The sequence below is a fragment of the Amycolatopsis sp. NBRC 101858 genome, assembly GCF_030269325.1.
Classification (GTDB): Bacteria; Actinomycetota; Actinomycetes; order Mycobacteriales; family Pseudonocardiaceae; genus Amycolatopsis; species Amycolatopsis ponsaeliensis.
The window spans coordinates 592,501-617,952 of record NZ_BSTD01000005.1 but is presented as its reverse complement, the minus strand read 5'-3'; the positions used below and the strand labels follow the sequence as shown (position 1 = coordinate 617,952).

At 69.7% G+C, this 25,452-nt stretch carries 25 protein-coding genes; 7 read left to right on the top strand and 18 right to left on the bottom strand.

Translation table 11 applies throughout. From position 1 onward, the window contains the following. Position 1: 1 nt before the first annotated feature. The 7 genes from QSK39_RS37085 to QSK39_RS37055 form a co-directional block, all read right to left on the bottom strand. Positions 2-1,285, bottom strand: coding sequence for a thymidine phosphorylase (locus QSK39_RS37085; protein ID WP_285482479.1), 1,284 nt, complete (start codon positions 1,283-1,285; stop codon positions 2-4). Continuing rightward, positions 1,282-1,671, bottom strand: a complete 390-nt coding sequence (locus tag QSK39_RS37080) for a cytidine deaminase (RefSeq protein WP_285482478.1) — start codon at positions 1,669-1,671, stop codon at positions 1,282-1,284. The genes QSK39_RS37085 and QSK39_RS37080 overlap by 4 nt, the downstream gene beginning before the upstream one ends. Next, a complete protein-coding gene (locus QSK39_RS37075) occupies positions 1,671-2,948 on the bottom strand; it encodes an ABC transporter permease (protein WP_285482477.1) in 1,278 nt (425 codons plus the stop codon). Before QSK39_RS37075 ends, QSK39_RS37080 begins: the two co-directional genes overlap by 1 nt. Beyond that, entirely contained in the window at positions 2,948-4,045 is a 1,098-nt protein-coding gene (locus QSK39_RS37070) for an ABC transporter permease (RefSeq protein WP_285482476.1), read from the bottom strand. The genes QSK39_RS37075 and QSK39_RS37070 overlap by 1 nt, the downstream gene beginning before the upstream one ends. Continuing rightward, positions 4,042-5,613 carry an ABC transporter ATP-binding protein gene (locus QSK39_RS37065; protein WP_285482475.1) on the bottom strand — a complete coding sequence of 524 codons (1,572 nt, stop codon included), beginning with the start codon at positions 5,611-5,613 and terminating at the stop codon, positions 4,042-4,044. The genes QSK39_RS37070 and QSK39_RS37065 overlap by 4 nt, the downstream gene beginning before the upstream one ends. Positions 5,614-5,691: 78 nt before the next feature. Continuing rightward, positions 5,692-6,834 (bottom strand): BMP family lipoprotein, encoded by a 1,143-nt coding sequence (locus tag QSK39_RS37060; protein ID WP_285482474.1) that lies wholly within the window; start codon positions 6,832-6,834, stop codon positions 5,692-5,694. 321 nt (positions 6,835-7,155) lie between these two features. Continuing rightward, entirely contained in the window at positions 7,156-9,147 is a 1,992-nt protein-coding gene (locus QSK39_RS37055) for an NPCBM/NEW2 domain-containing protein (RefSeq protein WP_285482473.1), read from the bottom strand. Positions 9,148-9,542: 395 nt separating this feature from the next. Between QSK39_RS37055 and sdhC the strand changes: the two genes are divergently transcribed. From sdhC to QSK39_RS37035, 4 genes are read left to right on the top strand one after another with little or no spacing between them, the layout of a single operon-like run. After that, positions 9,543-9,986 carry a succinate dehydrogenase, cytochrome b556 subunit gene (sdhC, locus tag QSK39_RS37050; protein ID WP_086861784.1) on the top strand — a complete coding sequence of 148 codons (444 nt, stop codon included), beginning with the start codon at positions 9,543-9,545 and terminating at the stop codon, positions 9,984-9,986. A gap of 1 nt (position 9,987) precedes the next feature. Then, the gene (locus QSK39_RS37045; protein WP_247060758.1) at positions 9,988-10,401 is read left to right on the top strand and encodes a succinate dehydrogenase hydrophobic membrane anchor subunit; all 414 of its coding nucleotides are present in this window, start codon (positions 9,988-9,990) and stop codon (positions 10,399-10,401) included. Between the two features lie 18 nt (positions 10,402-10,419). Further along, the gene (gene sdhA, locus QSK39_RS37040) at positions 10,420-12,174 is read left to right on the top strand and encodes a succinate dehydrogenase flavoprotein subunit (RefSeq protein ID WP_285482472.1); all 1,755 of its coding nucleotides are present in this window, start codon (positions 10,420-10,422) and stop codon (positions 12,172-12,174) included. Beyond that, on the top strand, positions 12,174-12,944 hold the full coding sequence (locus QSK39_RS37035) for a succinate dehydrogenase iron-sulfur subunit (protein ID WP_285482471.1): 771 nt from the start codon (positions 12,174-12,176) through the stop codon (positions 12,942-12,944). The genes sdhA and QSK39_RS37035 overlap by 1 nt, the downstream gene beginning before the upstream one ends. 377 nt (positions 12,945-13,321) lie before the next feature. On the opposite strand, the gene QSK39_RS37030 is transcribed toward QSK39_RS37035, so the two are convergent. Together QSK39_RS37030 and QSK39_RS37025 are read right to left on the bottom strand one after the other, a co-directional pair. After that, on the bottom strand, positions 13,322-14,722 hold the full coding sequence (locus tag QSK39_RS37030) for a S8 family peptidase (protein WP_285482470.1): 1,401 nt from the start codon (positions 14,720-14,722) through the stop codon (positions 13,322-13,324). Between the two features lie 63 nt (positions 14,723-14,785). Further along, complete coding sequence (locus QSK39_RS37025; protein ID WP_285482469.1) at positions 14,786-15,022, bottom strand: SCO4848 family membrane protein; 237 nt, start codon at positions 15,020-15,022, stop codon at positions 14,786-14,788. Positions 15,023-15,065: 43 nt separating this feature from the next. Between QSK39_RS37025 and QSK39_RS37020 the strand changes: the two genes are divergently transcribed. Beyond that, positions 15,066-16,304, top strand: coding sequence for a D-alanyl-D-alanine carboxypeptidase family protein (locus QSK39_RS37020; protein ID WP_285482468.1), 1,239 nt, complete (start codon positions 15,066-15,068; stop codon positions 16,302-16,304). Here the strand turns inward: QSK39_RS37020 and QSK39_RS37015 are convergent. The 7 genes from QSK39_RS37015 to QSK39_RS36985 form a co-directional block, all read right to left on the bottom strand. Further along, positions 16,301-16,747, bottom strand: coding sequence for a winged helix-turn-helix transcriptional regulator (locus tag QSK39_RS37015; RefSeq protein ID WP_285482467.1), 447 nt, complete (start codon positions 16,745-16,747; stop codon positions 16,301-16,303). The two genes, QSK39_RS37020 and QSK39_RS37015, sit on opposite strands and share 4 nt — an antisense overlap. Further along, positions 16,744-17,748, bottom strand: a complete 1,005-nt coding sequence (locus QSK39_RS37010) for an NADP-dependent oxidoreductase (protein WP_285482466.1) — start codon at positions 17,746-17,748, stop codon at positions 16,744-16,746. The genes QSK39_RS37015 and QSK39_RS37010 overlap by 4 nt, the downstream gene beginning before the upstream one ends. An 8-nt stretch (positions 17,749-17,756) precedes the next feature. Next, on the bottom strand, positions 17,757-18,863 hold the full coding sequence (locus QSK39_RS37005; RefSeq protein ID WP_285482465.1) for an acyl-CoA dehydrogenase family protein: 1,107 nt from the start codon (positions 18,861-18,863) through the stop codon (positions 17,757-17,759). A 56-nt stretch (positions 18,864-18,919) separates the two neighbouring features. Then, complete coding sequence (gene yhjD / locus QSK39_RS37000; protein ID WP_285482464.1) at positions 18,920-19,930, bottom strand: inner membrane protein YhjD; 1,011 nt, start codon at positions 19,928-19,930, stop codon at positions 18,920-18,922. Positions 19,931-19,975: 45 nt separating this feature from the next. Beyond that, complete coding sequence (locus QSK39_RS36995; protein ID WP_285482463.1) at positions 19,976-20,479, bottom strand: ATP-binding protein; 504 nt, start codon at positions 20,477-20,479, stop codon at positions 19,976-19,978. Next, on the bottom strand, positions 20,476-21,510 hold the full coding sequence (gene trpS / locus QSK39_RS36990) for a tryptophan--tRNA ligase (protein ID WP_285482462.1): 1,035 nt from the start codon (positions 21,508-21,510) through the stop codon (positions 20,476-20,478). Before trpS ends, QSK39_RS36995 begins: the two co-directional genes overlap by 4 nt. 460 nt (positions 21,511-21,970) lie before the next feature. Then, positions 21,971-22,321 (bottom strand): hypothetical protein, encoded by a 351-nt coding sequence (locus QSK39_RS36985; protein WP_284745529.1) that lies wholly within the window; start codon positions 22,319-22,321, stop codon positions 21,971-21,973. A gap of 468 nt (positions 22,322-22,789) precedes the next feature. Here QSK39_RS36985 and QSK39_RS36980 point away from each other — a divergent pair, with 468 nt between their 5' ends. Continuing rightward, positions 22,790-23,518, top strand: a complete 729-nt coding sequence (locus QSK39_RS36980; RefSeq protein WP_285482461.1) for a chitinase — start codon at positions 22,790-22,792, stop codon at positions 23,516-23,518. A 58-nt stretch (positions 23,519-23,576) separates the two neighbouring features. Here the strand turns inward: QSK39_RS36980 and QSK39_RS36975 are convergent, their stop codons facing one another. Continuing rightward, on the bottom strand, positions 23,577-24,077 hold the full coding sequence (locus tag QSK39_RS36975) for a MarR family winged helix-turn-helix transcriptional regulator (protein ID WP_285482460.1): 501 nt from the start codon (positions 24,075-24,077) through the stop codon (positions 23,577-23,579). 82 nt (positions 24,078-24,159) lie between these two features. Between QSK39_RS36975 and QSK39_RS36970 the strand changes: the two genes are divergently transcribed. Further along, the gene (locus QSK39_RS36970) at positions 24,160-24,636 is read left to right on the top strand and encodes a cupin domain-containing protein (protein WP_285482459.1); all 477 of its coding nucleotides are present in this window, start codon (positions 24,160-24,162) and stop codon (positions 24,634-24,636) included. On the opposite strand, the gene QSK39_RS36965 is transcribed toward QSK39_RS36970, so the two are convergent. Beyond that, on the bottom strand, positions 24,633-25,439 hold the full coding sequence (locus tag QSK39_RS36965; RefSeq protein ID WP_285482853.1) for an exodeoxyribonuclease III: 807 nt from the start codon (positions 25,437-25,439) through the stop codon (positions 24,633-24,635). The two genes, QSK39_RS36970 and QSK39_RS36965, sit on opposite strands and share 4 nt — an antisense overlap. Between the last annotated feature and the right edge of the window lie 13 nt (positions 25,440-25,452).

Sequence of the window (25,452 nt, the reverse complement as noted above, 5' to 3'; positions counted from 1 at the left end):
ATCACACCGTGCCGCGGATCGTCTCCCGGACGATCGGGCCCGGCTCGGGCGCCTCAGAGGCGACCGCGAAGCCGCCTTCGAGAGCTGCCAGGGCCGCCGGAACCGCTTCCGGGGTGTCCGTGTGCAGCTCCAGCAGCGGCTCACCCTCGGTGACCGGGTCACCGGGCTTGGCCAGGCACAGGATGCCCGCCGCGGCCTGGACCGGGTCCTCCTTGCGGGCCCGGCCCGCGCCCAGCCGCCACGCCGCGACACCCACCGCGTACGCGTCCAGCGAAGCCAGCACACCCGAAGCCGGCGCGACGACCGTGTGGACGTGCGACGGCGTCGGCAACGGCGCCGACGGGTCGCCGCCCTGAGCGGAGATCATCCGGCACCACGTCTCGTACGCCTCGCCGGAAGCCAGCACCGCGGCCGGGTCGACGTCGAGACCGGCCAGCGCCAGCATCTCCCGCGCCAACGCCAGCGTCAGCGAAACGACGTCCGCGGGCCCGCCACCCTGGAGCACGGAAACCGACTCCGCGACCTCCACCGCGTTCCCGACCGCGCGTCCCAGCGGGACGTTCATGTCGGTCAGCAGCGCCGTCGTCGGGACGCCGTGGTCGACGCCGATCGAAGTCAACGTCGAGGCCAAGGTCCGGGCCTGGTCCAGGGTCTTCATGAACGCGCCCGACCCGAACTTGACGTCCAGGACCAGCCCGGACGCGCCCTCCGCGATCTTCTTGCTCATGATCGAGCTGGCGATCAGCGGGATCGACTCCACAGTGGACGTCACGTCGCGCAGCGCGTACAGCTTCTTGTCCGCCGGCGCGAGCCCGGACGTCGCCGCGCAGACCACCGCGCCGACGTCCTCCAGCTGACGAGCGATCTCCTCGGTGGACAGCGAAGCGCGCCACCCCGGGATCGACTCCAGCTTGTCGAGTGTCCCGCCGGTGTGCCCGAGCCCGCGCCCGGACAGCTGCGGCACCGCCGCGCCGCACGCCGCCACCAACGGCGCCAGCGGCAGCGTGATCTTGTCGCCGACCCCGCCCGTCGAGTGCTTGTCGACCGTCGGCCGCGAGACGTCCAAGGAGAGCCGCTCGCCGGAGGAGATCATCGCGCCGGTCCACCGCGAGATCTCGCCGGAGTCCATGCCCCGCAAGAAGATCGCCATGGCCAGCGCCGACATCTGCTCTTCGGCGACCACGCCGTGGGTGTAGGCGTCGACGACCCAGTCGATCTGCTCGTCCGAGAGCCGGCCGCCGTCCCGCTTGGTCCGGATGACGTCGACCGCCGCGAACCCCGTCACGGCAGGTCGTCCGGGCCGAAGGCGTCCGGCAGCACGTCCGACATCGGCAGGATGCCGCTGGGCGTGTCCACCAGGCAGGCGGAACCGCCCAGCTCGAACAGGATCTGCCGGCAGCGCCCGCACGGCATCAGCAGGTCACCGGCGCCGCTGCGGCACGCGACGGCGACCAGCTTGCCGCCGCCGGACAGCCGCAGCTGCCCGGCCATCGTGCATTCGGCGCAGAGCCCGAGCCCGTACGACGCGTTCTCGACGTTGCACCCGGTGACCACGCGACCGTCGTCGACGATCCCGGCGACCCCGACGTGCAGGCCCGAATAAGGCGCGTACGCATGGGAAGCGGCCTCGATCGCCTGAGCGCGCAGAGCGTCCCAGTCTATTGTGGACACTAGTCTTCACCCCGCCGGTACGGCTGCCCGTCGGCCTTCGGCGGCCGCAGCCGCTGCGAAGCCACGGCCAGCACGATCAGCGTCACGAAGTGCGCGGTGTACGGGATCAGGTCCGACGGCAGCGTGTCGTTGGACCAGTAGATCGCGTACAGCACGCCCGCGCCGACGACGCCGAGCCCGGCCGCGATCCACTGGCGGCGGAACAACTGCACCACGACGATCACGCCGACCAGGATCACCGCGCCGTACAGCAGCGCGAGCACCGCTTCGCCACCGCCGGCGAGCTGCAGGCCGTCCGCGTAACCGAACAGCGCCGCGCCGCCGAGCAGGCCACCCGGGCGCCAGTTGCCGAAGATCATCGCCGCGAGGCCGATGTACCCGCGGCCGTTCGTCTGGTTCTCCAGGTAGTCCGCGCCGCCGCGCAGCAGCACCAGCGACGCGCCACCCATGCCGGCCAGCGCACCGGAGATGAGCATCGCGATGTACTTGTGCCGGTAGACGTTGACGCCCAGGGACTCCGCGGCCACCGGGTTTTCGCCGCACGAGCGCAGCCGCAGGCCGAAGCGGGTCTTCCAGAGCACCCAGAAGCTCACCGGCACGAGGATGATCGCGATCATCGTCAGCGGCGCCACCTCGGTGACCAGGCCGCGCAGGATGCCGGCGACGTCGGAGATCCCGACGCGCTGCTCCTTCTCGAGGTCACCGAGCCAGTCGGACAGGCCCGAAGCCGAGTAGGTGTCGAACTTCGGCACCACCGGCGACTGCCGCGGGTTGCCCGACAGCGGCTCGAAGACCAGGTTCGCCAGGTACTTCGTCACGCCGAGGCCGAGCAGGTTGATCGCGACGCCGGAGACGATGTGGTTGACGTTGAACGTCACCGTCGCCACCGCGTGCAGCAGCCCGCCCAGCGCGCCGAAGACGATCGCGGCCAGCAGGCCGGCCCAGACGCCGCCGTAGTACGAACCCCAGGCGGCACCCCAGGTCCCGAGGATCATCATGCCCTCGAGGCCGATGTTGACGACGCCCGCGCGTTCGGCCCAGAGACCGCCGAGCGCGCACAGCAGGATCGGCAGCGCCAGGCGCAACGCCGTCGAGGAAGTGTTCGACGAGGTCAGCGCGGCGACGCCGGTGGAGTACGACGCCGTCGAGACGACGGCGATGGCGATGACGGCCCAGATGACCCCGCGCAGCCAGCCGGGGATCCGGGACCGCTTGCGGTGCACCGGCATGGTGCCGGGGCTGCCCGCGTCGGGCCGGGAGACGTCGGTGACGACCATCAGACCGCACCCCCTTCGGCGACCGAAGCGCCCTTGCGGCCGTTGCCGGCGAGTGCCCGGCCCACCCTGCGTTGTTCGGCGGCCAGGTCGGCCCGGCGCACGACCTCGTACGCCACGACGACCGACAGCACGATGATGCCCTGCATGATCGTCGCGATCTCCTTGGACACGTTGATCTGCTCCAGCGACACCGCGGAGGTGTCGAGGAACGCCCACAGCAGCGCGCCGAGCGCGATGCCGCCGGGGTGGTTGCGGCCCAGCAGCGCGACGGCGATGCCGGTGAAGCCGTACATCTGGGTCGAGGTGATGCCGTAGGTGTAGTCGCGGCCGAGCAGCTCCGGCATCGCGACCAGACCCGCGACACCGCCGGAGAGCAGCATCGCGATCAGCGTCATCTTCTTGGCGTTGACACCACCCGCGGCGGCCGCGGTGGTCGACTCGCCGGAGGCCTTGAGCTCGAAGCCGAACCGCGTGCGGTTGAGCATGAACCAGTAGGCGGCACCGATGATCGCGGCGATGACCACGAACCCGAAGAGCGTCCCCGAGCCGAGCGGGATGCCCGGGATCCGGCCGGACGGCGCGATCTCGCGGGTCCCGATGTTGTTGCCCCGCTGCACGCCGAACTGGTCGGCGTTGATGAGGAAGGCGATGATCCCGCCGACGATCGCGTTCAGCATGATCGTCGCGATCACCTCGCTCACCCCGCGGGTGACCTTGAGGATCGCCGGGATGGCCGCGTACGCCGCACCGGCGACGACCGCGACGATGAGGATGACCAGCGTGTGGATCACCGGCGGGAGCTGCAGCGCGCCGCCGGCGATGGCCGCGACGACCGCGGCGAACCGGTACTGGCCCTCGACCCCGATGTTGAAGAGGTTCATCTGGAAGCCGATGGCGACCGCGAGCCCGGACAGGTAGTACACGGTCGCGAGGTTCACGGTGTCGACCGCGGTCGAGCCCTTGAACATCTGGCCGATCATCGTGCCGTAGGCCTGGAGCGGGTCGGCCCCCGAGATGATCAGGGCGATCGCCGACAGCAGCACGGCGAACACGATCGCCAGCAGCGGTGGCAGCAGTTTCGTGCGCCAGGAGGTCATTCGTCGTCACCCTCTCCGGCGCCGGTCATCGCCGAACCCAGTTCTTGCGGAGTCACCGTGGCGGGGTCGGCCTCGCTGACGAGCCGCCCGCGCAGCATGACGCGGATCGTGTCGGACAGGCCGATGAGCTCGTCGAGGTCGGCCGAGATCAGCAGCACGGCGAGGCCGGCCGCGCGGGCCTGGCGGATGTTCTCCCAGATCAGCGCCTGCGCGCCGACGTCGACACCGCGGGTCGGGTGCGACGCGATCAGCAGCACCGGGTTGCCGGACAGCTCCCGCCCGACGATCAGCTTCTGCTGGTTTCCGCCCGAGAGCGCCGCGGCGGGGACGTCGATCCCCGGCGTGCGGACGTCGTACTCGCGCACGATCCGCTCGGTGTCCGCGCGCGTGCCCGCGATGTCGAGCAACTGTCCCTTGGAGACCGGTTCGCGGGTCTGGTAGCCGAGGATCCGGTTGACCCACAACGGTTGCGTGAGCAGCAGGCTGTGCCGCGTGCGGTCTTCGGCGATGTAGCCGATGCCGGCCTCGCGCCGCGCCAGCGTGCCCGCCTTCGTCAGGTCGCGTGCTTTCCCTTCGGCGTCGACCAGCTCGATCGTGCCGCCGGTCGGCTTGCGCATGCCCATGATGGTCTCGACGAGCTCGGTCTGGCCGTTGCCCTCGACACCGGCGACGCCGAGCACCTCGCCCGCGCGCACGGTGAACGTGACGTCGTCGAGCGCGTTGCGGTCGGACCCCTCGGCGCCCAGCGTCAGCCCGGTCAGCCGCAGCACGGCGCGGTCGGTGACGGTGGACTCGCGGGTCTCCGGGCTGGGCAGCTCCGAGCCGACCATCATCTCCGCGAGCTGGCGCGAAGTGATGGTCTTCGGGTCGGCCGTGCCCACGGTCGTGCCGCGCCGGATCACCGTGACGGTGTCGGCGATCGCGCGCACCTCGTCGAGCTTGTGCGAGATGAAGAGGAACGTGTAGCCGTCGCCCTTCATCTCCCGGACGGTCGCGAACAGCGCGTCGACCTCCTGCGGCACGAGCACCGCGGTCGGCTCGTCCAGGATGATGATCTTCGCCCCGCGGTAGAGCACCTTGACGATCTCGACGCGCTGGCGGTCGGCCACGCCCAGCTCTTCGAGCAGGGTGTCGGGCTTGGCGTGCAGCCCGGTCCGCTCGGCCAGCTCGGCCAGCCGCGCCCGGGCGGCGCGCCCGATGCCGTGCAGGCCCTCGGCGCCGAGGAACACGTTCTCGCCGACCGTGAGGTTGTCGGCCAGCATGAAGTGCTGGTGCACCATGCCGATCCCGGCGCGGATGGCGTCCTGCGGGTTGCGCAGCTTCACCTCGTCGCCGTTGATCGCGATCGTGCCCTCGTCCGGCGGCTGCATGCCGTAGAGGATCTTCATCAGGGTGGACTTGCCGGCGCCGTTCTCGCCACAGATGGCGTGCACCTCGCCCGCGGCGACGGTGAGGTTGACGTCGGAGTTGGCCACCACGCCGGGGAAACGTTTGGTGATCCCGGTCAGCTGGACGGCGGGGACGCCCCGGTCGGGGACGGCCTCGGCCGGGGCCTCGGCAGTGCTCATGGGCGGGAGAATTCCATATCTCGTTAAACACGTCAGGGCTCGGAGGGGAAATCCCTCCGAGCCCCGGCGCGTAGTGAGCTACTTCTGCGGCTTGTCCGAAACGGTGATCGCGCCCGAGATGATCTGGGCCTTGTAGCCGTCCAGGACGTCCTTGATGTCGTCGACCTTGCCACCGGAGGTGGCGTAGCCGACGCCGTCGACCTTGAGGTCGAACCGCTTCGGCAGGACGGTCAGGTCGCCCTTCGCGACGGCCTGGATGTAGTCGAACACCGCGACGTCGACGCGCTTGAGCATGGACGTGATGATGACGTCCTTGTCGGCCGCGACGGTCTTCTGGTTGTACTGGTCGGAGTCGACGCCGATGGCCAGCGCGTTGCCCGACTTGGCGGCGTCGAAGACGCCCTTACCGGAGGCGCCGGCGGCGTGGTAGATCACGTCCGCGCCCTTGGCGATCTCGGCCGCGGCCTTGGCGTTGCCCTTCGGCGGGTCCTGGAACCCGGAGAAGTCACCGGCCGGGGTGAGGTACTCGTCCTCGATCTTGATCTTGGACGAAACCGTCTTCGCGCCCTGCAGGAAGCCGGCCTCGAACTTCTGGATCAGCGGGGTGTTGACACCGCCGACGAAGCCGATGTGGCAGCTCTTGCTCTTGTACGCGGCGGCGACGCCGGCCAGGAACGAACCCTGCTCCTCGGCGAAGACCAGCGGCGTGACGTTCGGGAGCGTGATCGAGTCGTCGTCGACGATCGCGAACTTGGTGTTCGGGTACTTGGCGGCGACGGCCTTGACCGAGTCGGCGTAGGCGAAGCCGACCGCGACGATCGGGTTCAAGCCCTGGGAGGCCATCTGGTCGAGGCGCTGCTGCTTGGCCGACTCGGCCTCGCTGGCGGACGCGGTGCTTTCGTTCACCGTGGTCACGCCCAGCTCGGACTTCGCCTTGTCGGTGCCCGCGGCGGCGGCGTCGTTGAACGACGCGTCACCCCGGCCGCCCACGTCGAAGGCCAGGCCGATCTTCAGCTTGCTGCCGTCGACCTTGCCGCCGGCGGCGGCGGTGCTGCTCGACGCGGCGGGCGCGGCGGGCGGCTTCTGCGCGGTGACGCAGTCCGAGCCACCCGACGAAGGCGCGGCGCTGTTGTTGCTGCTACCACCGGCCGAGTCCTTGGCGCACCCGGCCAGGGCGAGCACCCCGGCCATGGCCGCGGCGGCCAGCGCGGTTCCACGCATGCGACGCAACGTGTGTCTCCCTCCCCGCTGATCCAGCGGATGGTCAAGGGCACGACCCGGCCCACTGCCGGGTCGACCGCCAGACCGTACCCAACGGACAGGAAAGCGCCATAGGAACGGCACGCTACGTAACACAAACGTTTACTCACGAGTCGCGCGCGCGACTGGACGTACACCGCCCGTGATCATCGGGCCGTACGGAGACCTACTTTCGGCGGGTTCGACGTCTCGGGGACGGTCGAAATGCCATTTCGTGTCACTCAGTGTGCCGGACTGACCGGAAGGTGAGCCAGTCCAGTCACTCTGTGAGATGACGGCCATTCAGGCGCAGGTGAGCCGCGCCGCGGCCCAGTCGCTGCGGTCGTAGGAGTTGCCGTCACCGCCGTCGGTGATCACCAACCGCAGGTACCGGGCGCCGTGGAGGTCCGCCGCCAGCGGGAGCGCCGGGTCCTGCCACGTCCGGACGCCGGTCGCGGCGACCCGGGAGCCGTCCGCGTAGACCTCGAACGTCGCCGAGCCCTGCTTGTTCGTCGCCTCGCGTTCGTCGTCGACGCCGACGTCCGCGGTGAACGCCGTGCAGCGGCCGCCCAGGTAGAAGACGACCTCGCTCGGGGCGTGGGCGCCGAGACCCTTGGCGTAGACGGCGCCGTTGATCGTCAGGGGCTTGCCGTCGCCCGCCGGGATGCTGCCGTTGGACATGTCGCGCTCGACCGGGCCGTAGCCGTTCTTCTCCGCCGCCCAGCGCAGGTCACTGGCCCAGGCCGGGCCGCCGGGTGGCGCCGCGGGCACGGTCAGCTGCTGGTCACCGGCCCAGTCCACCCGGCCGAACCCGATCGTGCGGTAGGTGACGCCGCCGTGCAGCACCGCCGTCGTCCCTTCGGTGCCGGCCGGTGGGGTGACCCGCCAGCGTGCCGCAGCCCGGTCGCCGGTGCCGAGCACGAACGCCCGCGGCCGGGACAGCTGTTCGACGCGCCAGCCGGCCGGCGCGGTCAGCGTGACGCGCGGGTCGAACACCGGGACCCGGGCCTCGTCGGTCGCGGACACCGTGACCTCGAACGGCTTCCCGGCGGGAGTGATCTCGCCCGGCACGCCGGGCACCGGCGCCGTCAGCTCGACACCGGTGCTCACGAGCGGCGCGTTCCGCAGCCAGGAGCCACCCGCGTGGACCCGGTACACGACCGTCGCGTGCGGCGGGACGACCGCCGAGATCCGGCCGGCGGTCTGCAGGTCGCGGTGGGCCCAGAGGTCGCGGGCGGAGTACCCGGCGGCCTTCGGGAGGCCGACGGCGGCCGCGGTGGTGCCGATCGGCGCGCTGGAGGTCGTTTCGTTGAAGAGCGCGACCGCGACGTCGCCGTTCGCGAGGGGCTTGGCGAAGACCCAGTGACCGTCCTGGTTGGACAGCACGCGCGCCTGGACCCCGCGGCGGTCCTGGTCGAGGGCGATGACCTCGGCGTTGCGCAGGACGTCGAAGTTCGCCGGCGACACCTTGCGCAGGTCGGCGCCGATCAGCAGCGGGGCGGCCATCACGGCCCACAACGAGAAGTGGGACTGGTACTCCGCGGTTGTCATGCCGCCGTTGCCGACCTCGAGCATGTCGGGATCGTTCCAGTGGCCCGGACCGGCATACGGCGCGAGCGGTGCGTTCGCCTTGAGGATCTGGACCATCTTCGCCCAGTTGTCCTTGATGTCACCGGTGGTGCGCCACAGGTGCCCGACGTCCGCACCCCACTCCCACGGCTTGTTCTCGCCCCACTCGCAGAGCGAGTACACGATCGGGCGACCGGTCTTCGCCAGTGCGTCGCGCATCTTCGTGTAGCGCTCGAGCGCGGGCCGTCCCTCGTTGTTGCAGTTGTCGTACTTGAGGTAGTCGACGCCCCAGTCCGCGAACGTCTGCGCGTCGACCTCCTCGTGGTCGAGCGCGCCGGGCTGGGTCTTCGCGCAGGTCAGCGTGCCCGCACTGGTGTAGATGCCGAACTTGAGGCCCTTCGAGTGGACGTAGTCGGCCAGCGCCTTGATCCCGTTCGGGAACCGCGCCTTGTTCGCCTGCATCCGGCCTTCGGCGTCGCGTGCCGGCTCGGCCCAGCAGTCGTCGACGTTGACGTACTGGTAGCCGGCGGCCTTCAGGCCCTGGGCGACGAAGATGTCCGCGGTGTCGCGGATGATCCGCTCGTCGACCGCGCAGCCGGTGGTGTTCCAGTTGTTGAAGCCCATCGGCGGGGTCAGCGCCAGCCCGTCCGGCAGTGCCCGGGCGGGCGTGACCACCGCCACGGGGAGCAGTACCGCGACGGCGATCACCAAGCCGAGTCGTCGCACCAGAACGTCACCCCATCGTGAGAGATCCGATGTATGTGGCAGCGACAGTAGGAATGACTCGACTGTTGGTCAACAACAAACCGGTCACACCAGCCTATTGGTCTAGTGCATCAGATATCAGATGGCGAAGAGGTCAGATCTCCAGTGACCGCGGCGAGCCCGGGCGCCACACCGCCGAGTGTGCTGCGCCACACCGCCGGGTGGCGGTACGGGAGTACCGGTGTCTGGTCCATCACAGAGGGGAACCCGGAGGTGAGCCGCTTGCCGGGTGCGGGTCTAGCATCCGATTCATCCAGGCTCGATGACGTTGATCTCGGCATGCTCGTCCGTTCCGGAGCGACTGCGGACCTCACCGGCCACCGGGCGCACAGTCAGACGTTGGAGGCCGTTCACCGATGTCCACCACGGCGAGCACTGCCACTGAGGCAGGAGCGAGCGATCGGGCGGGTGCCTCACGCCGGCAGGGGACCTTCTACCGGGGCGACCCCGGCATGTGGTCCTGGGTGCTGCACCGCATCACCGGCGTGCTCACATTCTTCTTCCTGTTCGTGCACGTGCTCGACACCGCGCTGGTACGCGTGTCGCCGAACACCTACGACCAGGTCATCGAGACCTACAAGACCCCGATCGTCAACCTCCTCGAGGTGGGCCTGGTCGGCGCGGTCCTCTTCCACGCGCTGAACGGCATCCGCGTCATGCTGGTCGACTTCTGGTCGAAGGGCCCGAAGCTGCAGAAGGCCATGCTCTGGGTGATCGGCGTGGTCTGGGTCGTCGTGATGGTCCCCGGTGCCTTCTTCATGCTGAAGCGCACCGTCGAAACGCTCTTCGGGGGTAACTGACATGGCCGACCTCGCCCTCGCGAACCCCCGCGCGCCGAAGCGCCCCGCCGCCCGCCGCAGCAACTTCGAGCTCTACAGCTGGCTGTTCATGCGGATCTCCGGCCTCGCCCTGATCATCCTGGTGCTCGGCCACCTGCTGATCATGAACATCCTCGACGGCGGTGTGCACCGGATCAACTGGGGCTTCGTCGCCGGCCGCTGGGCCTCGCCGTTCTGGCAGTTCTGGGACCTGGCCATGCTCTGGCTGGCCGAGATCCACGGCGGCAACGGCCTGCGCACCATCATCGACGACTACGCGCGCAAGGACAGCACGCGGTTCTGGCTGAAGATCCTGCTCTACGTCTCGATGGTGCTGATCCTGGCCGTCGGCACGATGGTGATCTTCACCTTCGACCCGAACATGCCCGCGAACTGACCCCGGAGACCTCCCACCATGCAGTTCCACAAGTACGACGTGGTGATCGTCGGCGCCGGCGGCGCCGGGATGCGCGCGGCCATCGAGTCCGGCCAGCGCACCCGCACGGCGGTCCTCACCAAGCTCTACCCGACCCGGTCCCACACCGGCGCGGCCCAGGGCGGCATGTGCGCCGCGCTGGCGAACGTCGAAGAGGACAACTGGGAGTGGCACACCTTCGACACGATCAAGGGCGGCGACTACCTGGTCGACCAGGACGCCGCGGAGATCATGGCGAAGGAGGCCATCGACGCGGTCCTCGACCTCGAGAAGATGGGCCTGCCGTTCAACCGCACGCCCGAGGGCAAGATCGACCAGCGCCGCTTCGGCGGGCACACGCGTGACCACGGCAAGGCCGCGGTGCGCCGCGCCTGCTACGCCGCGGACCGCACCGGGCACATGATCCTGCAGACGCTGTACCAGAACTGCGTCAAGTACGGCACGGAGTTCTTCAACGAGTTCTACGTGCTCGACCTGGTCACCAGCCCGGACGAGAACGGCAACCCGGTCGCCTCCGGCGTCGTCGCCTACGAGCTGGCCACCGGCGAGCTGCACGTCTTCCAGGCGAAGTCGATCGTGATGGCCACCGGCGGCGCGGGCAAGATCTTCAAGACGACGTCGAACGCGCACACCCTCACCGGCGACGGCCTCGGCATCATCTTCCGCAAGGGCCTGCCGCTGGAGGACATGGAGTTCTTCCAGTTCCACCCGACCGGCCTCGCGGGCCTGGGCATCCTGATCTCCGAAGCCGTCCGCGGCGAGGGCGGGATCCTGCGCAACGCGTCCGGCGAGCGGTTCATGGAGCGCTACGCCCCCACCATCAAGGACCTCGCGCCGCGCGACATCGTGGCGCGGTCGATGGTGCAGGAAGTGCTGCAGGGGCGCGGGTGCGGGCCGAACAAGGACTACGTCGTCCTGGACGTCACGCACATCCCCGAGGAGACGCTGAACGCGAAGCTCCCGGACATCATGGAGTTCTCCCGGACCTACTTGGGCGTCGACCCGGTCAAGGAGCCGGTGCCGGTGTTCCCGACCTGCCACTACGTGATGGGCGGCATCCCGACCAACATCCACGGCGAAGCGCTGCGGGACAACGAGAACGTCATCCCGGGCCTGTACGCCGCAGGCGAGGTCGCGTGCGTGTCCGTGCACGGCTCGAACCGCCTGGGCACGAACTCGCTGCTGGACATCAACGTGTTCGGCCGCCGCGCCGGCATCGCGGCCGCGGAGTACGCGCTGGCGCACGAGCACGTCGAGCTGCCCGACAACCCGACCACGCTGGTCGAGGAGCAGCTGGCCGGCCTGCTGTCGGAGCACGGCGACGAGCGCGTCGCCGACATCCGCAAGGAAATGCAGCAGACGATGGACTCGCACGCGTCGGTGTACCGGACCGAAGACACGCTGAAGCAGGCGCTGACCGACATCCAGGCGCTGAAGGCCCGGTACGAGCGGATCACCGTGGCGGACAAGGGCAAGCGGTACAACACCGACCTGCTCGAAGCCGTCGAGCTGGGCTTCCTGCTGGAGCTGGCCGAGGTGCTGATCGTCGGCGCGATCGCGCGCAAGGAGTCCCGCGGCGGCCACGCCCGCGAGGACTACCCGACCCGCGACGACACGAACTTCATGCGGCACACCATGGCGTACAAGCAGGGCACCGGCCTGGCGTCCGACATCCGGCTCGACTACAAGCCGGTTACCTTCACCCGCTACGAACCGATGGAGCGGAAGTACTGATGACTGCCATTGCCGAAGCTCCTTCGTCTTCCGCGTCCGACGAGCACACCCCGATCACGGTCACGCTGAAGATCCTGCGGTTCAACCCCGAGGTGGATTCGGAGCCGCACTGGGAGTCCTACGACGTCCCGGCGCAGCGCACCGACCGGCTGCTGAACCTGCTGTTCTACGTCAAGGACTACATCGACGGCACGTTCTCGTTCCGCCGTTCGTGCGCCCACGGCGTGTGCGGGTCCGACGCGATGCAGATCAACGGCATCAACCGCCTGGCGTGCAAGGTCCTGATGAAGGACCTGCTGGAATCGGGCGGCAAGAAGACCACGATCACGATCGCCCCGATCAAGGGCCTGACGACGTTGAAGGACCTGTACGTCGACATGGACCCGTTCTTCGAGGCGTACCGGGCGATCAAGCCGTACTTGATCACCTACGGGAACGAGCCGACCCGCGAGCGGATCCAGTCCCAGGCGGACCGCGACCGGTTCGACGACACGACCAAGTGCATCCTGTGTGCGTGCTGCACTTCGTCGTGCCCGGTGTACTGGAACGACGGCTCGTACTTCGGCCCGGCGGCGATCGTGAACGCGCACCGCTTCATCTTCGACTCCCGAGATGAGGGAGCCGAGGAGCGCCTGGACATCCTGAACGACGGCGAGGGTGTCTGGCGCTGCCGGACGACGTTCAACTGCACGGACGCCTGCCCGCGCGGGATCCAGGTGACCAAGGCGATCCAGGAAGTGAAGCGAGCACTGCTCTTCAAGCGCGTCTGACGCGTTCAGCAACACCGAAGGGCCCTCCGGCGACTATGCCGGAGGGCCCTTCGGTTCGCCGGAGAGGTAAGCAACCGCCGGCCGGCAGCGCAAGCCGACCACGAGGTCACCAGACCTGCTTCCCTTCGCGCTACAGAGCAAAGCATGTCCTCGCCGGACGGGCAGGCTCCGGGATGGCCGGCCGTCTCGCTGTCCTCTCACTTCTGAGAGGTGGGCCGCTGGGTGGTCATCCCGTCGCCTGGACGAGGCCTATCACTTTGAGCCGGGCCCGCAAGCTTGCGTCGCTGTCTCGCGTTGCACTGTGGGTTGCGGGCCCGGCTCAAAGTGATTTCACGGCCTCAGGCGACGGGATGACCACCCTGCTCCTTTGTCGGGAGTCAGCGGACCGCGTCCAGGGCGTTGACCAGGCCGTGGCCGTAGTACGAGTTGTTCTTCGCCGGTCCCGTGCACGCCGTCTCCGCGGCCGCGCACTTCACCGGGTCCGCCTCTCCCGCCAGCACCCGGGCCAGCAGCTGCGGCGGAATCCCGCGGAACTTCGAAGCCAGCAGGGCCGCGACCCCCGCCGCGTGCGGGGACGCCATCGACGTGCCGCACTTCGAGCCGTAAAGCCCGCCGAACACCGTCGTCGACAGGGGGCACGACGGGCCCTCGCCGGACGGCGGCAGCTGGGAGAAGTCGCCGCCCGGGGCAGTCACGTCGATGGAGCCGTAGTTGCTGAACGACGACTTCGTGCCCGCGTACCCCACCGACGACACCGTCACGACCCCGTCGATCGCCTTCGGGAGGATGCCGCACGACTTGTCCACCGGGTGCGGGCGGTTCGGGTCCGTTGTCTGGGCGGTCGTGTCGAAGCCCGAGTTGCCCGCCGCCGACACGTTCAGGACACCGTGGTGCGTCGAGAACTCGATCGCGCGGCGCACTGCCTCGTACGCCGCCGCGTCGCCCGGTTCGCGAGAGCAGAAGAACATGCCCGGGTCGATGTAGTAGCTGTTGTTCGTCACCGGGAAGCCGTGCTTGGCCGCCCACACGAACCCGCAGACCGCCGACTCCGGGAAGATGTACCCGTCGTCGTTGACGACCTTCACCGACGCCAGCTTGACCCCCGGCGCGATGCCGGTGAAGCCCGCCGCCGGGTCCTTGCCCGCGATCGTGCCCGCCACGTGCGTTCCGTGGTCGGACGTCGTCGGGGCCCACGACGCCGGGGAAGTGTCCGCGGCACCCGTGATGCAGCCGGCCGACTCGGAAGGCGAAACGGCGGCCTTGAGCGCCGGGTGCGTCGCGTCGATGCCCGAGTCCAGCACGCCGACCGTCACCGAACGGCTGCCCTGGTACTTCTTGTTCGCCTCCGGCGCGTGGATCGCCTTCATGTCCCACTGCTGGGCGGACAGATCACCGGAAGCGGCGAACGTGCGCGTGTCCTCCAGCGTCCGGACCGCGCCCAGCGAACGCGCCGAAGCCGCGGCCCCCTGGGAAGCCACGTCCTTTCCGCCCGAATAAGCCCGGTAGACGCCGATCTTCTGCTGGAAGTCCGCGTTGCGCGAGGTGGCGATCGCGACGCCGATCTCGCCGTAGTACGCCACCTTCGTGCCGCACTTGGCCGCCAGCTCCTTGTCGACCGACGACGCGCGCGTGCCCGGCTGGTAGGTCACCACGTACGTGTACGGCGTGCTCGTCGTGTCACAGGCGACCGGCGCGGCCTCGGCGGCCGGTGCCGCGGCGAACAGGCCGCCCCCGACGGCCAGCACGAGCGGAGCCGCCATTCGGCGTAAACGGGACATTCCACCTCCAGAGTCAGTGGCGTCAACCTAAACCGGCCCCGGGGACCGCGCCACCGACCAAAGTCAGGAGGAGACGCGGGATGCGCGCAGCGCCCGCCAGCCCAGCACGCCGATGATCGTCCCGAGCACGAACGACACGACCGTCAGCACCGCGTGCACCACGAAGTACGCGGTCGGCGAGCCGTCGGGGGTCCAGGACTGGTCGCTCGCCCACAGGTTCTTGGCGAACGTGATCCAGATGATCCACGACCACACGCCGAAGGCCAGCAGGAACAGCGAGGTGCCTCGCGAAATGCGCATGCCCCTGAGTATGCGACGCGCGCCTCGGCGCTAGATTGCGTGGGTGCACTCCGCTGTCTCCCGGTCGCTCAAGGTCTTCACGACGACGCTCGCCGCCGCCCTCCTGGCCATGAGCACCCCGGCGCTCGCCGCCGCGGCGCCGCAGCCGGGCCAGTGCGCGAACCGCCAGGCGCCGCCGGCCCCCGTCGACACGTCGGAGAAGCCCGCGCCGGGCAAGCAGGCCCCGCCGGCGCTGGCCGTGCCCGCCGAACCGGTCGGCGGCCCGCGGATGGCCGAGTGCGGCCTGGTCACCCCGGACGGCGCGCTCAACCCGCCGGACGGCAACACCGCGGCGTCGTGGGTGGTGCAGGACCTCGACACCGGCGCGGTGATCGCGGCGAAGGACCCGCACGCCCGCGAGCGGCCCGCGTCGCTGATCAAGACGCTGCTCGCGCTCGTCGTGGTCACCCAGCTGAACCCGCAGCAGGTGCTCGTCGCGACGAAGGAGGACGCCGAGCAGGAGTGCACCTGCGTCGGCCTCGTCGCCGGCGGGCAGTACACCGTCGACCAGCTGCTGCACGGCCTGCTGATGCACTCGGGCAACGACGTCGCGCACGCGTTCGCCACGGCACTCGGCGGGGTGGACTCCGCGGTCACCAAGATGAACGCGCTGGCCGCCCGCATCGGCGCGCACGACACGCGCGCCGCGACGCCGTCGGGGCTCGACGGGCCGGGCATGTCGACCTCGGCCTACGACCTGAGCCTGGTCTTCCACTACGCGATGAAGCAGCCGGAGTTCGCGAAGGTCGTCTCGACGAAGAACTTCGAAATCCCGGCGACCGGCGGAAAACCGGCCATCCCGGTCTACAACGACAACAAGCTGCTCGGCGTCTACCCCGGCTTCCTCGGCGGCAAGACCGGCTTCACCGACGACGCCCGCCATACCTACGTCGGCGCGGCGCAGCAGAAGGGCAAGCGGCTCGCGGTCGTCATGCTGCGCGCCGAGCAGAAGCCGACGAAGGTCGTCGACCAGGCGGCCAAGCTGCTCGACTACGGCTTCGCACTGGAGGCCGACCGCGCCGCGCCGGTCGGCCGGATCAGCTACCAGGCCCCGGTCGCGACCGACACGGGCAGCACGCCGACCGTGCTCCCCGACGGCAGCGTCAGCAGCGGGACGTCCACGGCCGCGGCGGCCAAGGAGGACCCGTTCGGCGTCACCGGCTGGATCATCACGCTGGTGGTGTTCCTGATCATCGTCGGCGTGTTCGTGGTCGGGCGGCAGCGCAAGAAGGCCGCGAACTAGCGGAAACCGGGGCCGGGCTCCGGGGTCACCTTGTCGGTGGCGATCGCGCCGCCGCAGTGTCCACACGCGACATACGTCTCGGCGACTTCACCGCAGTCGTTGTGCCGCAGCAGGATCGGCGGCCCCTCCGGACCGGCGAGGTGCTTGTCGCCCCACTGCATCAGCGTGGCGACGGCGCCGAAGAGGTCCCGCCCGGCCTGCGTGAGGTGGTACTCGGGACGGTCCGGCACCTCTTCCACGCGCGCCAGCACGCCCGCCTCGACGAGGGTCTTCAGCCGGGCGGACAACGTCGGGCGCGGGATCGACAGGTTGCGCGCGAACTCGCCGTAGCGCCGCACGCCGAAGAACGACTCCCGCAGGATGAGCAGGCTCCAGCGCTCGCCGACCAGGTCGAGCGCGCGCCCGACCGAGTCCGCCGTGAAGCGGTGCGCCAGGTCGGTCACAGCGCCAGCACCAGCTTGCCGGTGTTCTCGCCGCGGAACAGCTTGAGCAGCGTCTCCGGGAACTTCGCGATCCCGCCCTCGACGACGTCTTCGCGCGACTTCAGCTTGCCCTCGCGCACCCAGCCGGCCAGCGCTTCGATCGCTTCGGGGTACCGGTCGGTGTAGTCGGAGAAGACGAACCCGGTCATCGAGGCCCGGCGCACCAGCAGCTGCATGTAGTTGGCCGGGCCGCGCGGCCCCTCGGTGCTGTTGTACTGCGAAACCGCGCCGCTCAGCACGATCCGCGCACCGCGCGCGAGCCGGGCCAGCGCCGCTTCGAGGACCTCGCCGCCGACGTTGTCGAAGAAGACGTCGATCCCGTCGGGCGCGTGCTCCTTGAGGTCCGCGCGGACGTTCCCGGCGCGGTGGTCGACGGCGGCGTCGAAGCCGTACTCCTCGACCAGCGTCCGGCACTTCTCCGGGCCGCCGGCGATGCCGACGACGCGGCAGCCGTGGATCTTGGCGAGCTGCCCGACGACGATCCCGACCGACCCGGCCGCGGCGGACACCACGACGGTCTGACCCGGCTCCGGGCGGCCGACGTCGAACAGCCCGAAGTAAGCGGTGATCCCGCTGATCCCGAGCGTGCCGAGGAACGACGGCGCCGGTGCGACCGCCGTGTCGACGATCGTGACGCCCTTGCCGTCCGAAACGGCGTAGTTCTGGACGCCGAAGGTGCCGAAGACGTCCTGACCGGCCTTGAAGGCGGGGTGGCGCGACTCGGTGACGCGGGCGATCCCGGCCGCGCGCATGACCTCGCCGATCCCCACCGGCGGCACGTACGACCGGCCGGCGTTCATCCACGTGCGCATCGCGGGGTCCACCGAGAGGTACCGGACCTCGACCAGGAACTCCCCCTCGCCGGGCAACGGGACGGCTTCCTCGGTGTACTGCCAGTCGGTGTCCTTCGGCAGTCCGGCCGCCGGGCGGGCGGCGAGGCGGTACTGGGCGTTGACGGGCACGGGACTCCTCAGAGCTGTTCGGTGCGGGCGGGGACGCCCAGCAGGAGCTTGCCGGACAGCTCGAAGCTGGCCGGGTTGACCTGGAAGTGGGCGGTCGCGGTGTGGGCGTCGCGGAACCGGCGCTGCAGCGGCGAAGTCTCGTAGATCGCCGCGCCGCCGCCCAGGTCGTACATGCTTTCGGCGACCTTCGCGGCGGTGCGCGTGACGTGCGTGGCGGCCAGGCGCAGGCCGAGTTTCAGCCGGTCCGGCACCGGTTCCGTGCCCTGCGCGGCCTGCCAGGCGTCGTCGATGCTCGTGTAGTAGAGCAGCCGCGTGGCGCGCAGGGCGGCTTCCGCCTCGGCGACGGCGGCCTGGGTCTGCGACCGTTCGGCCAGCGACCGGCTGGAGCCGAGCGGCTTGCGCGTCGAGGCGAGCTCGACGAGGTCGTCGATCGCGCCGCGCGCGTTGCCCAGCGCGGCCGCCGCGACCGAGAGCGCGAAGTAGCCGAAGAGCGGGAAGCGGTGCAGCGCAACGGCTTCCGCGGGCGGGCCGCCCATCACCGAGAAGACGCGGTGCTCGGGGACGAACAGCTCGTCGGCCACGCAGTCGTGGCTACCGGTGCCGCGCAGGCCGTTGGTGTGCCAGGTGTCGAGGACTTCGATTTCGGCCTTCGGCAACGCGGCGACGTACAGCTCGCCTTCGTGCACGAACCCGGCGAAAAGCCAGTCGCAGTGCGGAATGCCGCTGCAGAACGGCCAGCGTCCCGAGACGATGTAACCGCCGTCCGTTTTCTTACCGGCCCCGCGCGGCGCCCAAACGCCCGCGGCGACGGTCTTCGGGTCGCCGAAGACCTCCTCGGCGCACTTCGGCGGGGCGTAGGCCGAGAGCAGGCTGCTCGTCACGGCGATCGAGACGCACCAGCCGGCCGAGGCGTCGCCGCGCGCGACGGTCTCCGCCGTCTCGAGACTGACGGCGGGTGGCGCTTCCGGGCCGCCCAGGTGGCCGGGGACGCCGCTGCGCAGGAGCTGGGCGTCGGTCAGCTTCGCGACCAGCTCGGCCGGCAGCGCGCGGTTCTGCTCGGTGACGGGCGCGAGCGTCTGGGCGAGGGCAGCGCACTCGCGGGCGGCGTCCAGCATGAAACCTCCGGTTCAGATTTCTTACCGGTTCAGTTTCTTTACCGACCCGCTCGCTGTCAAGGCTTGCGGCGGCCACCCAGCCACGCGAGCAGCGCGCCGGCGCTGAACGCACCCGCGACGGCGCCGAGTCCCGGGCCGCGCTGCACGCTGACGCTCTGCTCGAGCCGCACGGGCGGCGGGGGCACGACGATCTTGCGCTCGTTCTCCTTGGCCGTCGCGGTCCACGCCGTGACGAGCAGGAGGAAGCGCGAGACGAAGTTGGCGAACACGAGCAGGCCGATGACCGGCCCGAACAGCGCGAACGCCGGCGACTTCGTGACGCTGGCCAGGTAGAAGGTGGCGGCCTGCTGCAGGATGACGAACCCGATGGAAGCGAACACCGCGCCTTTGACGGCACTGCGCAACGCGACGCGTTCGCGCGGCAGGCGCGCGATGACCCAGAGGAAGACGAGGGTGTTGGCGGCCAGGCCGAGCACGATGGTCGCGATCCGGAGCAGGACCTTCGCCCAGGTCTCGTCCGCCAGCCCGACGAGCCCGAGCAGGAAGTTCCCGACCCCACCGCCGACCGCGGTCAGCGCGAACGAGACGACGAGCGCGACCCCGAGGCCGACGAGCGCGACGAGGTCCTTGAGCGTCTGCTTGACGACGGGCTGCGGCTGTTTTTCCTGGCCCCACTGCGCGGTGAGGGCGTCCCGGAGGTTCGACATCCAGCCGACGCCCGAGTAGAGCGCGATGAGCAGACCGAAGATCCCGATGCCGCTGCCCGCGTTGATCGCGGCGTCCACGATGCTCTGGACGAGCTTGCTCAGGCCCGAAGGCACGGAGTTGTTGATGCTCTCGGTGATCTTGCCGATGATCGTCTGGTCGTGGTTGACGACCAGCCCGACCACGGCGAAGGCGACCATCAGGATCGGGATGACCGACAGCACGCTGAAGTAGGTGATGGCGGCGGCGTAGTGGTTGCCGTACCGCTCGGTGAAGGCCTCGTTCGCCCGGATCAGGTGATCGAGCCACGGGTACTTCCGCCGCAACCGCGGCAGGAGCTTTTCCTTCTCTTCGTTCGCCACTGTGAAACGCTAACCACGCCTGGTGACTCCCGCAACGCGAGCGGTCTACGTGAGGGAGGCGAGGAGGGCCGCGTAGGCGTCCTCGTCGCGCAGGATCACCGCCCCGGGGCGCGTCGCGGCGTACTCGGCCACGCGGTCGTAGGCCTCCGCCAGTTCTTCATCCGTGAGCGGCTCCGCTGTCTCGATCTCCGACGACCCGCGCCCCGCGAAGCGCCGCCGGGTCTCCTCGCGGCCGGGCAGGAGCACGATCTCGCGGAAGCTCGCACCCGTCTCGGCGGCCAGCGCTTCGAGCCGCTCAGCGAAGCCCGGGCGGGCCAGCAGCTGCGGCACCACGACGTCGTAGCCCGCGGTCAAGTGCGTGCGCGCCGCCGCCGTCGCGAGGTCGCGTGCCAGCAGACCGGCCTCGCCGGGCGTTGCGCGCCGGCCGCCGATCATCGCGCGGATGCGGTCCACGTCCAGGGCCAGCGCCGGTGGGTGGGCGTCGGCGTAGCGCCGGGCGAGCGTCGACTTGCCGCTGCCCGGCGGGCCGTTCAGCAGGATCAGCTTCACCGCACCGGCGGCAGGAACCCGATCCGCTGGTACGTCTTGGCCAGCGTCTTCGAAGCCACGTCGCGGGCGCGCTCCGCACCCGCCGCGAGGACCTTGTCCAGCTCCGCGACATCGTCCAAATAGGACTGCGCACGGTGCTGAACGGGGGTCACCCACTCGACGAACACCTCGCCGAGGTCCTTCTTCAGGTCGCCGTAACCCTTGCCCTCGTACGCCGCTTCGAGGTCCGCGATCGTCCGGTCGGTCAGGGCCGAGTAGATCGTCAGCAGGTTCGACACGCCCGCCTTGTTCTCGGTGTCGAACTTGACCTCGCGGCCGGTGTCGGTGACCGCCGAGCGGATCTTCTTCGCCGAGCGCTTCGGGTCCTCGAGCAGCTCCACGATCCCGTTGGCGCTGGAGGCCGACTTGCTCATCTTGGCCGTCGGGTCCTGGAGGTCGTAGATCTTCGCCGTGTCCTTGATGATGTACGGCTCCGGCACGACGAACGTCTTGCCCAGCCGGTTGTTGAAGCGCTGCGCGAGGTCGCGCGTCAGCTCCAGGTGCTGGCGCTGGTCCTCGCCGACCGGGACCGCGTCGGCCTGGTAGAGCAGGATGTCCGCGGCCTGCAGGATCGGGTACGTGAAGAGGCCGACGCTGGAGCGGTCGGAACCCTGCTTCGCGGACTTGTCCTTGAACTGCGTCATCCGGCCGGCCTCGCCGAACCCGGTCTGGCACTCCATGACCCAGCTCAGCTGGGCGTGCTCCGGGACGTGGCTCTGCACGAACAGGGCGCTGCGCCGCGGGTCGATGCCGATGGCGAGCAGCTGCGCGGCCGAGACGCGGGTGCGCTGCCGCAGCACCTTCGGGTCCTGCTCGACGGTGATGGCATGCAGGTCGACGACGCAGTAGAACGGCTCGTGGGTGTCCTGCAGCCGCACCCACTGGCGCAGCGCACCGAGGTAGTTGCCGAGGTGGAACGAGTCGGCGGTGGGCTGGATCCCGGACAGGACCCGCGGACGGCGTTCAGCGGCGACGGTCTGCTCTTCGGACACGTGAGGATTCTTCCAGGCCGGGCCGCGTGGTGGGTGCCGAGGGGGCCCAAGCTGGGGATTCTTCCAAGCTGCGCGGCGCGGCGGACATCGCGACGGTCAACTCGCGTGACGGGGAGGTCGGCTCGCGTACCCGGAGAGTCGGCTCGCGTACCTGGAAGGACGACTCGCGTACCCGGAGAGTCGGCTCGCGTACCTGGAAGGTCAACTCGCCTACCCGGAGAGTCGGCTCGCGTACCTGGAAGGTCAACTCGCCTACCCGGAGAGTCGGCTCGCGTACCTGGAAGGTCAACTCGCGTACCAGGAGAGTCGGTCCGCGTACCTGGAAGGTCGGCTCGCGTAACTGAAGGGTCGACTCACGTGATTGGGGAGCCGACACGCGTGATTGGCGAGTCGACACGCGTGATTGGGGAGCCGACACGGTGTCGTTTGGGCGAGCTTGTGCCGTGTGTGGCGGGTGGGGTCAGGCGTGGGGGTGCTGGGTGAGGAACGGGCGGGTCGGCGTGGCGTCGGGCTCGCCGAGGACCGCTTCGGCCATCGCCGTGACCGGGCCGGGTGCTTCCGGGACCGCCGGGGCGGCCTCCGCGACGCGGGCCTTGCGGCGCTGGCGCAGCACACCCAGCGTCATGCCGACGATGCCGAGCGCGACCGCCACCAGCCCGACCGGGCCGAGCACGCCGAAGCTCTCCGCGCCCGAGTCCGCCTGCGCGGTCACGACGTCGGCGAACGCGTTCCCGCCGCCGGCCAGGAGCAGCGCGGCCGGGACGAGCGCGACCACCGCGGCCGCGCGGGACGCGCGCAGCGTGGACCGCATCAGGGTTCGACCTGGGTTGCGCACCGGAGTGCCTCCCGCGATTGACGAGCGCAGTGTACTTACCGAAAGACTCACCCATACGAGTGAGAAGCTGCGTGCTGCTGGTCAAAAAGCTACCGAGTGTGTCAAGACCCGAGGGTACCGACCGACTCGGCGGCCGAGACTAGCGCCCAACCGAGAACACGACCCCGGCGCCCCCGCGGTTCAGGCCGCCACCCGAGTGGGTGTTGCGGAAGACGGAACGCTCCTACACAAAGTAGAGAATGACCGGTCGTTGTCCGGCCGTTCATCACCCGTTCATCGCAATCCGAGCTCACCCTCTGCCATTCGCCGCAGTCACCACTGCTCCGATCGCGCAGTCTTAGTCGGAAAACGATTAACACGAAAGTGATTGGTCTATACCTCTTGGTGTAACCCATTCGGCTCGGTCGGACCGCGCACGACCGGCGTGATCAAGAGGAGTCCCGAATGTCGATTACCCGGTTCCTGAAGCGCACCGGCGTGGCGGTGAGCGCGCTCACCGCGGCGGCCGCCGCCGTCGTGCTCCCGGCCACCACCGCGTCCGCCGCGGCGGACGCCTCCTTCGTCGTCAGCGAGGCCCAGTTCGACCAGATCTTCCCGAGCCGCAACAGCTTCTACACCTACAGCGGCCTGACCGACGCGCTGTCGGCCTACCCCGGCTTCGCCAACACCGGCGACGACACCGTCAAGAAGCAGGAAGCGGCGGCGTTCCTGGCGAACGTCAACCACGAGACCGGCGGCCTCGTCTACGTCGTCGAGCAGAACACCGCGAACTACCCGCACTACTGCGACGCGAGCCAGCCCTACGGCTGCCCGGCCGGCCAGGCCGCGTACTACGGCCGCGGCCCGATTCAGCTCAGCTGGAACTTCAACTACAAGGCCGCCGGCGACGCGCTCGGCATCGACCTGTTGGGCAACCCGTACCAGGTCGAGCAGGACGCGGCCGTCGCGTGGAAGACCGGGCTCTGGTACTGGAACACGCAGAGCGGCCCGGGCACGATGACGCCGCACGACGCGATGGTCAACCAGCGCGGCTTCGGCGAGACCATCCGCAGCATCAACGGCTCGATCGAGTGCAACGGCGGCAACCCGGCGCAGGTCCAGAGCCGGATCGACAAGTACACGCAGATCACCGGGATCCTCGGGGTCCCGACCGGTGACAACCTGTCCTGCTGAGCCGGGCGCGGCGAGAAGGGCCTTCCCGGCACACCGCCGGGAAGGCCCTTTTTCGTGGTCAGGCTTGGGGATCCAGGTGTTCCAGGAGCTTGCGCAGGACGTCGTCGAGCAGGCCCAGGTCCTTTCCGGACAGTCCCGACAGCAGCTCGGACACGTTCGCGGTGTGCGCGGTCATCGCGGCGTCGACGGCGTCGAAACCCTGGTCCGTCAAGCGGATCCGGAAGCTGCGGCGGTCGTTCGGGTCCAGCGCGCGCTCGACGAACCCGGCCTTCTCCAGCCGGTCGAGGCGGCTCGTCATGCCGGCGCGGGACATCATCAGCGTCGCGGACAGCTCGGACGGGATCAGCGTGTAGGGCTTGCCGGACCGGCGCAGCGCGGCCAGGACGTCGAACTCCCCGCGCTGCAGGCCGAACTTGCCGAACACCCGCTCCTGGGCCGGGCCGAGCACCAGCGCCAGCCGGCCCATCCGGCCGGCCACGCCGATGGCGGTCAGGTCGAGGTCGGGGCGTTCGCGGTGCCAGGCCGACACGACGGCGTCGACGGCGTCTTCGTCACTCACCCCGCCCACTCTATTCGACGCCAGCACTATTCGCCGCCTGATAGTTTGACAACGAACTATCAGGCGTGGAACCATCATCGGCATGACGACATTGCTGGTACGCCACGACGAAGCCGAGCAGCTCGGCTCGACCCCCGACACGATGACCCTGCTCGCGGACGTCTCCCAGACCGGCGGGCACCTGAGCACGAACCGCGCGTCGCTGGGCCGCGGACGCGACGGCGCGACGCCGCACTTCCACACCGCGTCGGCCGAGATGTTCTTCATGCTCGACGGCGAGCTGGAGGTGTTGAACGGCGAAGAGGTCGTGACGGTGCGGACGGGCGACATGCTGTTCGTGCCACCGCACAACCACCACGCGTTCGGCGCGACCGAACGATCGGGCGCGGACGTGCTGATCGTGTTCACGCCCGGCGTCGAGCGCTTCGAGTACTTCCGGATGATCGACCGGATCCGGCGCGGCGAGGCGTCGCCGGCGGAGATCCTGGCGTCGCAGGACCGGTTCGACAACCACTTCGTGGACAGCGCGACCTGGCGCGCCGCCCGCGCGGCGGCCTAGATGTCGTAGGTGGCGGTGACCGGCGCGTGGTCGGACCAGCGCTGGTCGTAGGCGGCGGCGCGTTCGACGACGACGTCGACGACCTTCTCGGCGAGGCCCGGGGTCGCGAGCTGGCAGTCGATGCGCCAGCCGGAGTCGTTGTCGAAGGCCTGGCCGCGGTAGGACCACCAGGTGTAGGGGCCGGGGCCTTCGGGGTCGAGGCGGCGCTGGACGTCGGTGTAGCCGGCCTCGGCGTAGACGCGGCCGAGCCACTCGCGTTCTTCGGGGAGGAAGCCGGAGTTCTTGCGGTTGCCGCGCCAGTTCTTCAGGTCGGCGTTGTCGTAGGCGATGTTCCAGTCCCCCACGACGACCACCTCGCGCCCGGCCGCGGCGGCCTTGGCGCGGAGCTCGACGAGGTAGGGCAGGAACGCGGCCATGAAGCGTTCCTTCTCGTCCTGGCGCTCGGTGCCGACGTCCCCGCTGGGCAGGTAGAGGCTCGCGACCACGACGTTCGGCAGGTGGACTTCGAGGTAGCGGCCGCTGTCCTCGAACTCGGGCTCCCCGAAGCCGATCCGGACCTCTTCGGGCTCGGTGCGGCTGTAGACGGCGACGCCGTTGCGTCCCTTCACGGCGGAGGGGGCGTGCACCGCGAACCAGCCCTCGGGTTCGACGACCTCGGCGGGCAGCTGCTCCGCCGTGGCGCGCACCTCCTGGCAGCAGACGACGTCGGCCTTCGTGGCGGCGAGCCACTCGACGAAGCCCTTTTTGGCGGCGGCGCGGAGGCCGTTGACGTTCACGGTGGAGACGGTCAGCACGCACCGCACGCTACCCGGTGGC

Coding starts and splice junctions, on each gene's coding strand:
- QSK39_RS37075 (WP_285482477.1), bottom strand. CDS start 2,948: ATGGTCGTCACCGACGTCTCCCGGCCCGACGCGGGCAGCCCCGGCACC.
- QSK39_RS37070 (WP_285482476.1), bottom strand. CDS start 4,045: ATGACCTCCTGGCGCACGAAACTGCTGCCACCGCTGCTGGCGATCGTG.
- QSK39_RS37065 (WP_285482475.1), bottom strand. CDS start 5,613: ATGAGCACTGCCGAGGCCCCGGCCGAGGCCGTCCCCGACCGGGGCGTC.
- QSK39_RS37060 (WP_285482474.1), bottom strand. CDS start 6,834: ATGCGTGGAACCGCGCTGGCCGCCGCGGCCATGGCCGGGGTGCTCGCC.
- sdhC (WP_086861784.1), top strand. CDS start 9,543: ATGTCCACCACGGCGAGCACTGCCACTGAGGCAGGAGCGAGCGATCGG.
- QSK39_RS37045 (WP_247060758.1), top strand. CDS start 9,988: ATGGCCGACCTCGCCCTCGCGAACCCCCGCGCGCCGAAGCGCCCCGCC.
- sdhA (WP_285482472.1), top strand. CDS start 10,420: ATGCAGTTCCACAAGTACGACGTGGTGATCGTCGGCGCCGGCGGCGCC.
- QSK39_RS37035 (WP_285482471.1), top strand. CDS start 12,174: ATGACTGCCATTGCCGAAGCTCCTTCGTCTTCCGCGTCCGACGAGCAC.
- QSK39_RS37030 (WP_285482470.1), bottom strand. CDS start 14,722: ATGTCCCGTTTACGCCGAATGGCGGCTCCGCTCGTGCTGGCCGTCGGG.
- QSK39_RS37025 (WP_285482469.1), bottom strand. CDS start 15,022: ATGCGCATTTCGCGAGGCACCTCGCTGTTCCTGCTGGCCTTCGGCGTG.
- QSK39_RS37005 (WP_285482465.1), bottom strand. CDS start 18,863: ATGCTGGACGCCGCCCGCGAGTGCGCTGCCCTCGCCCAGACGCTCGCG.
- QSK39_RS36985 (WP_284745529.1), bottom strand. CDS start 22,321: ATGCGGTCCACGCTGCGCGCGTCCCGCGCGGCCGCGGTGGTCGCGCTC.
- QSK39_RS36980 (WP_285482461.1), top strand. CDS start 22,790: ATGTCGATTACCCGGTTCCTGAAGCGCACCGGCGTGGCGGTGAGCGCG.
- QSK39_RS36970 (WP_285482459.1), top strand. CDS start 24,160: ATGACGACATTGCTGGTACGCCACGACGAAGCCGAGCAGCTCGGCTCG.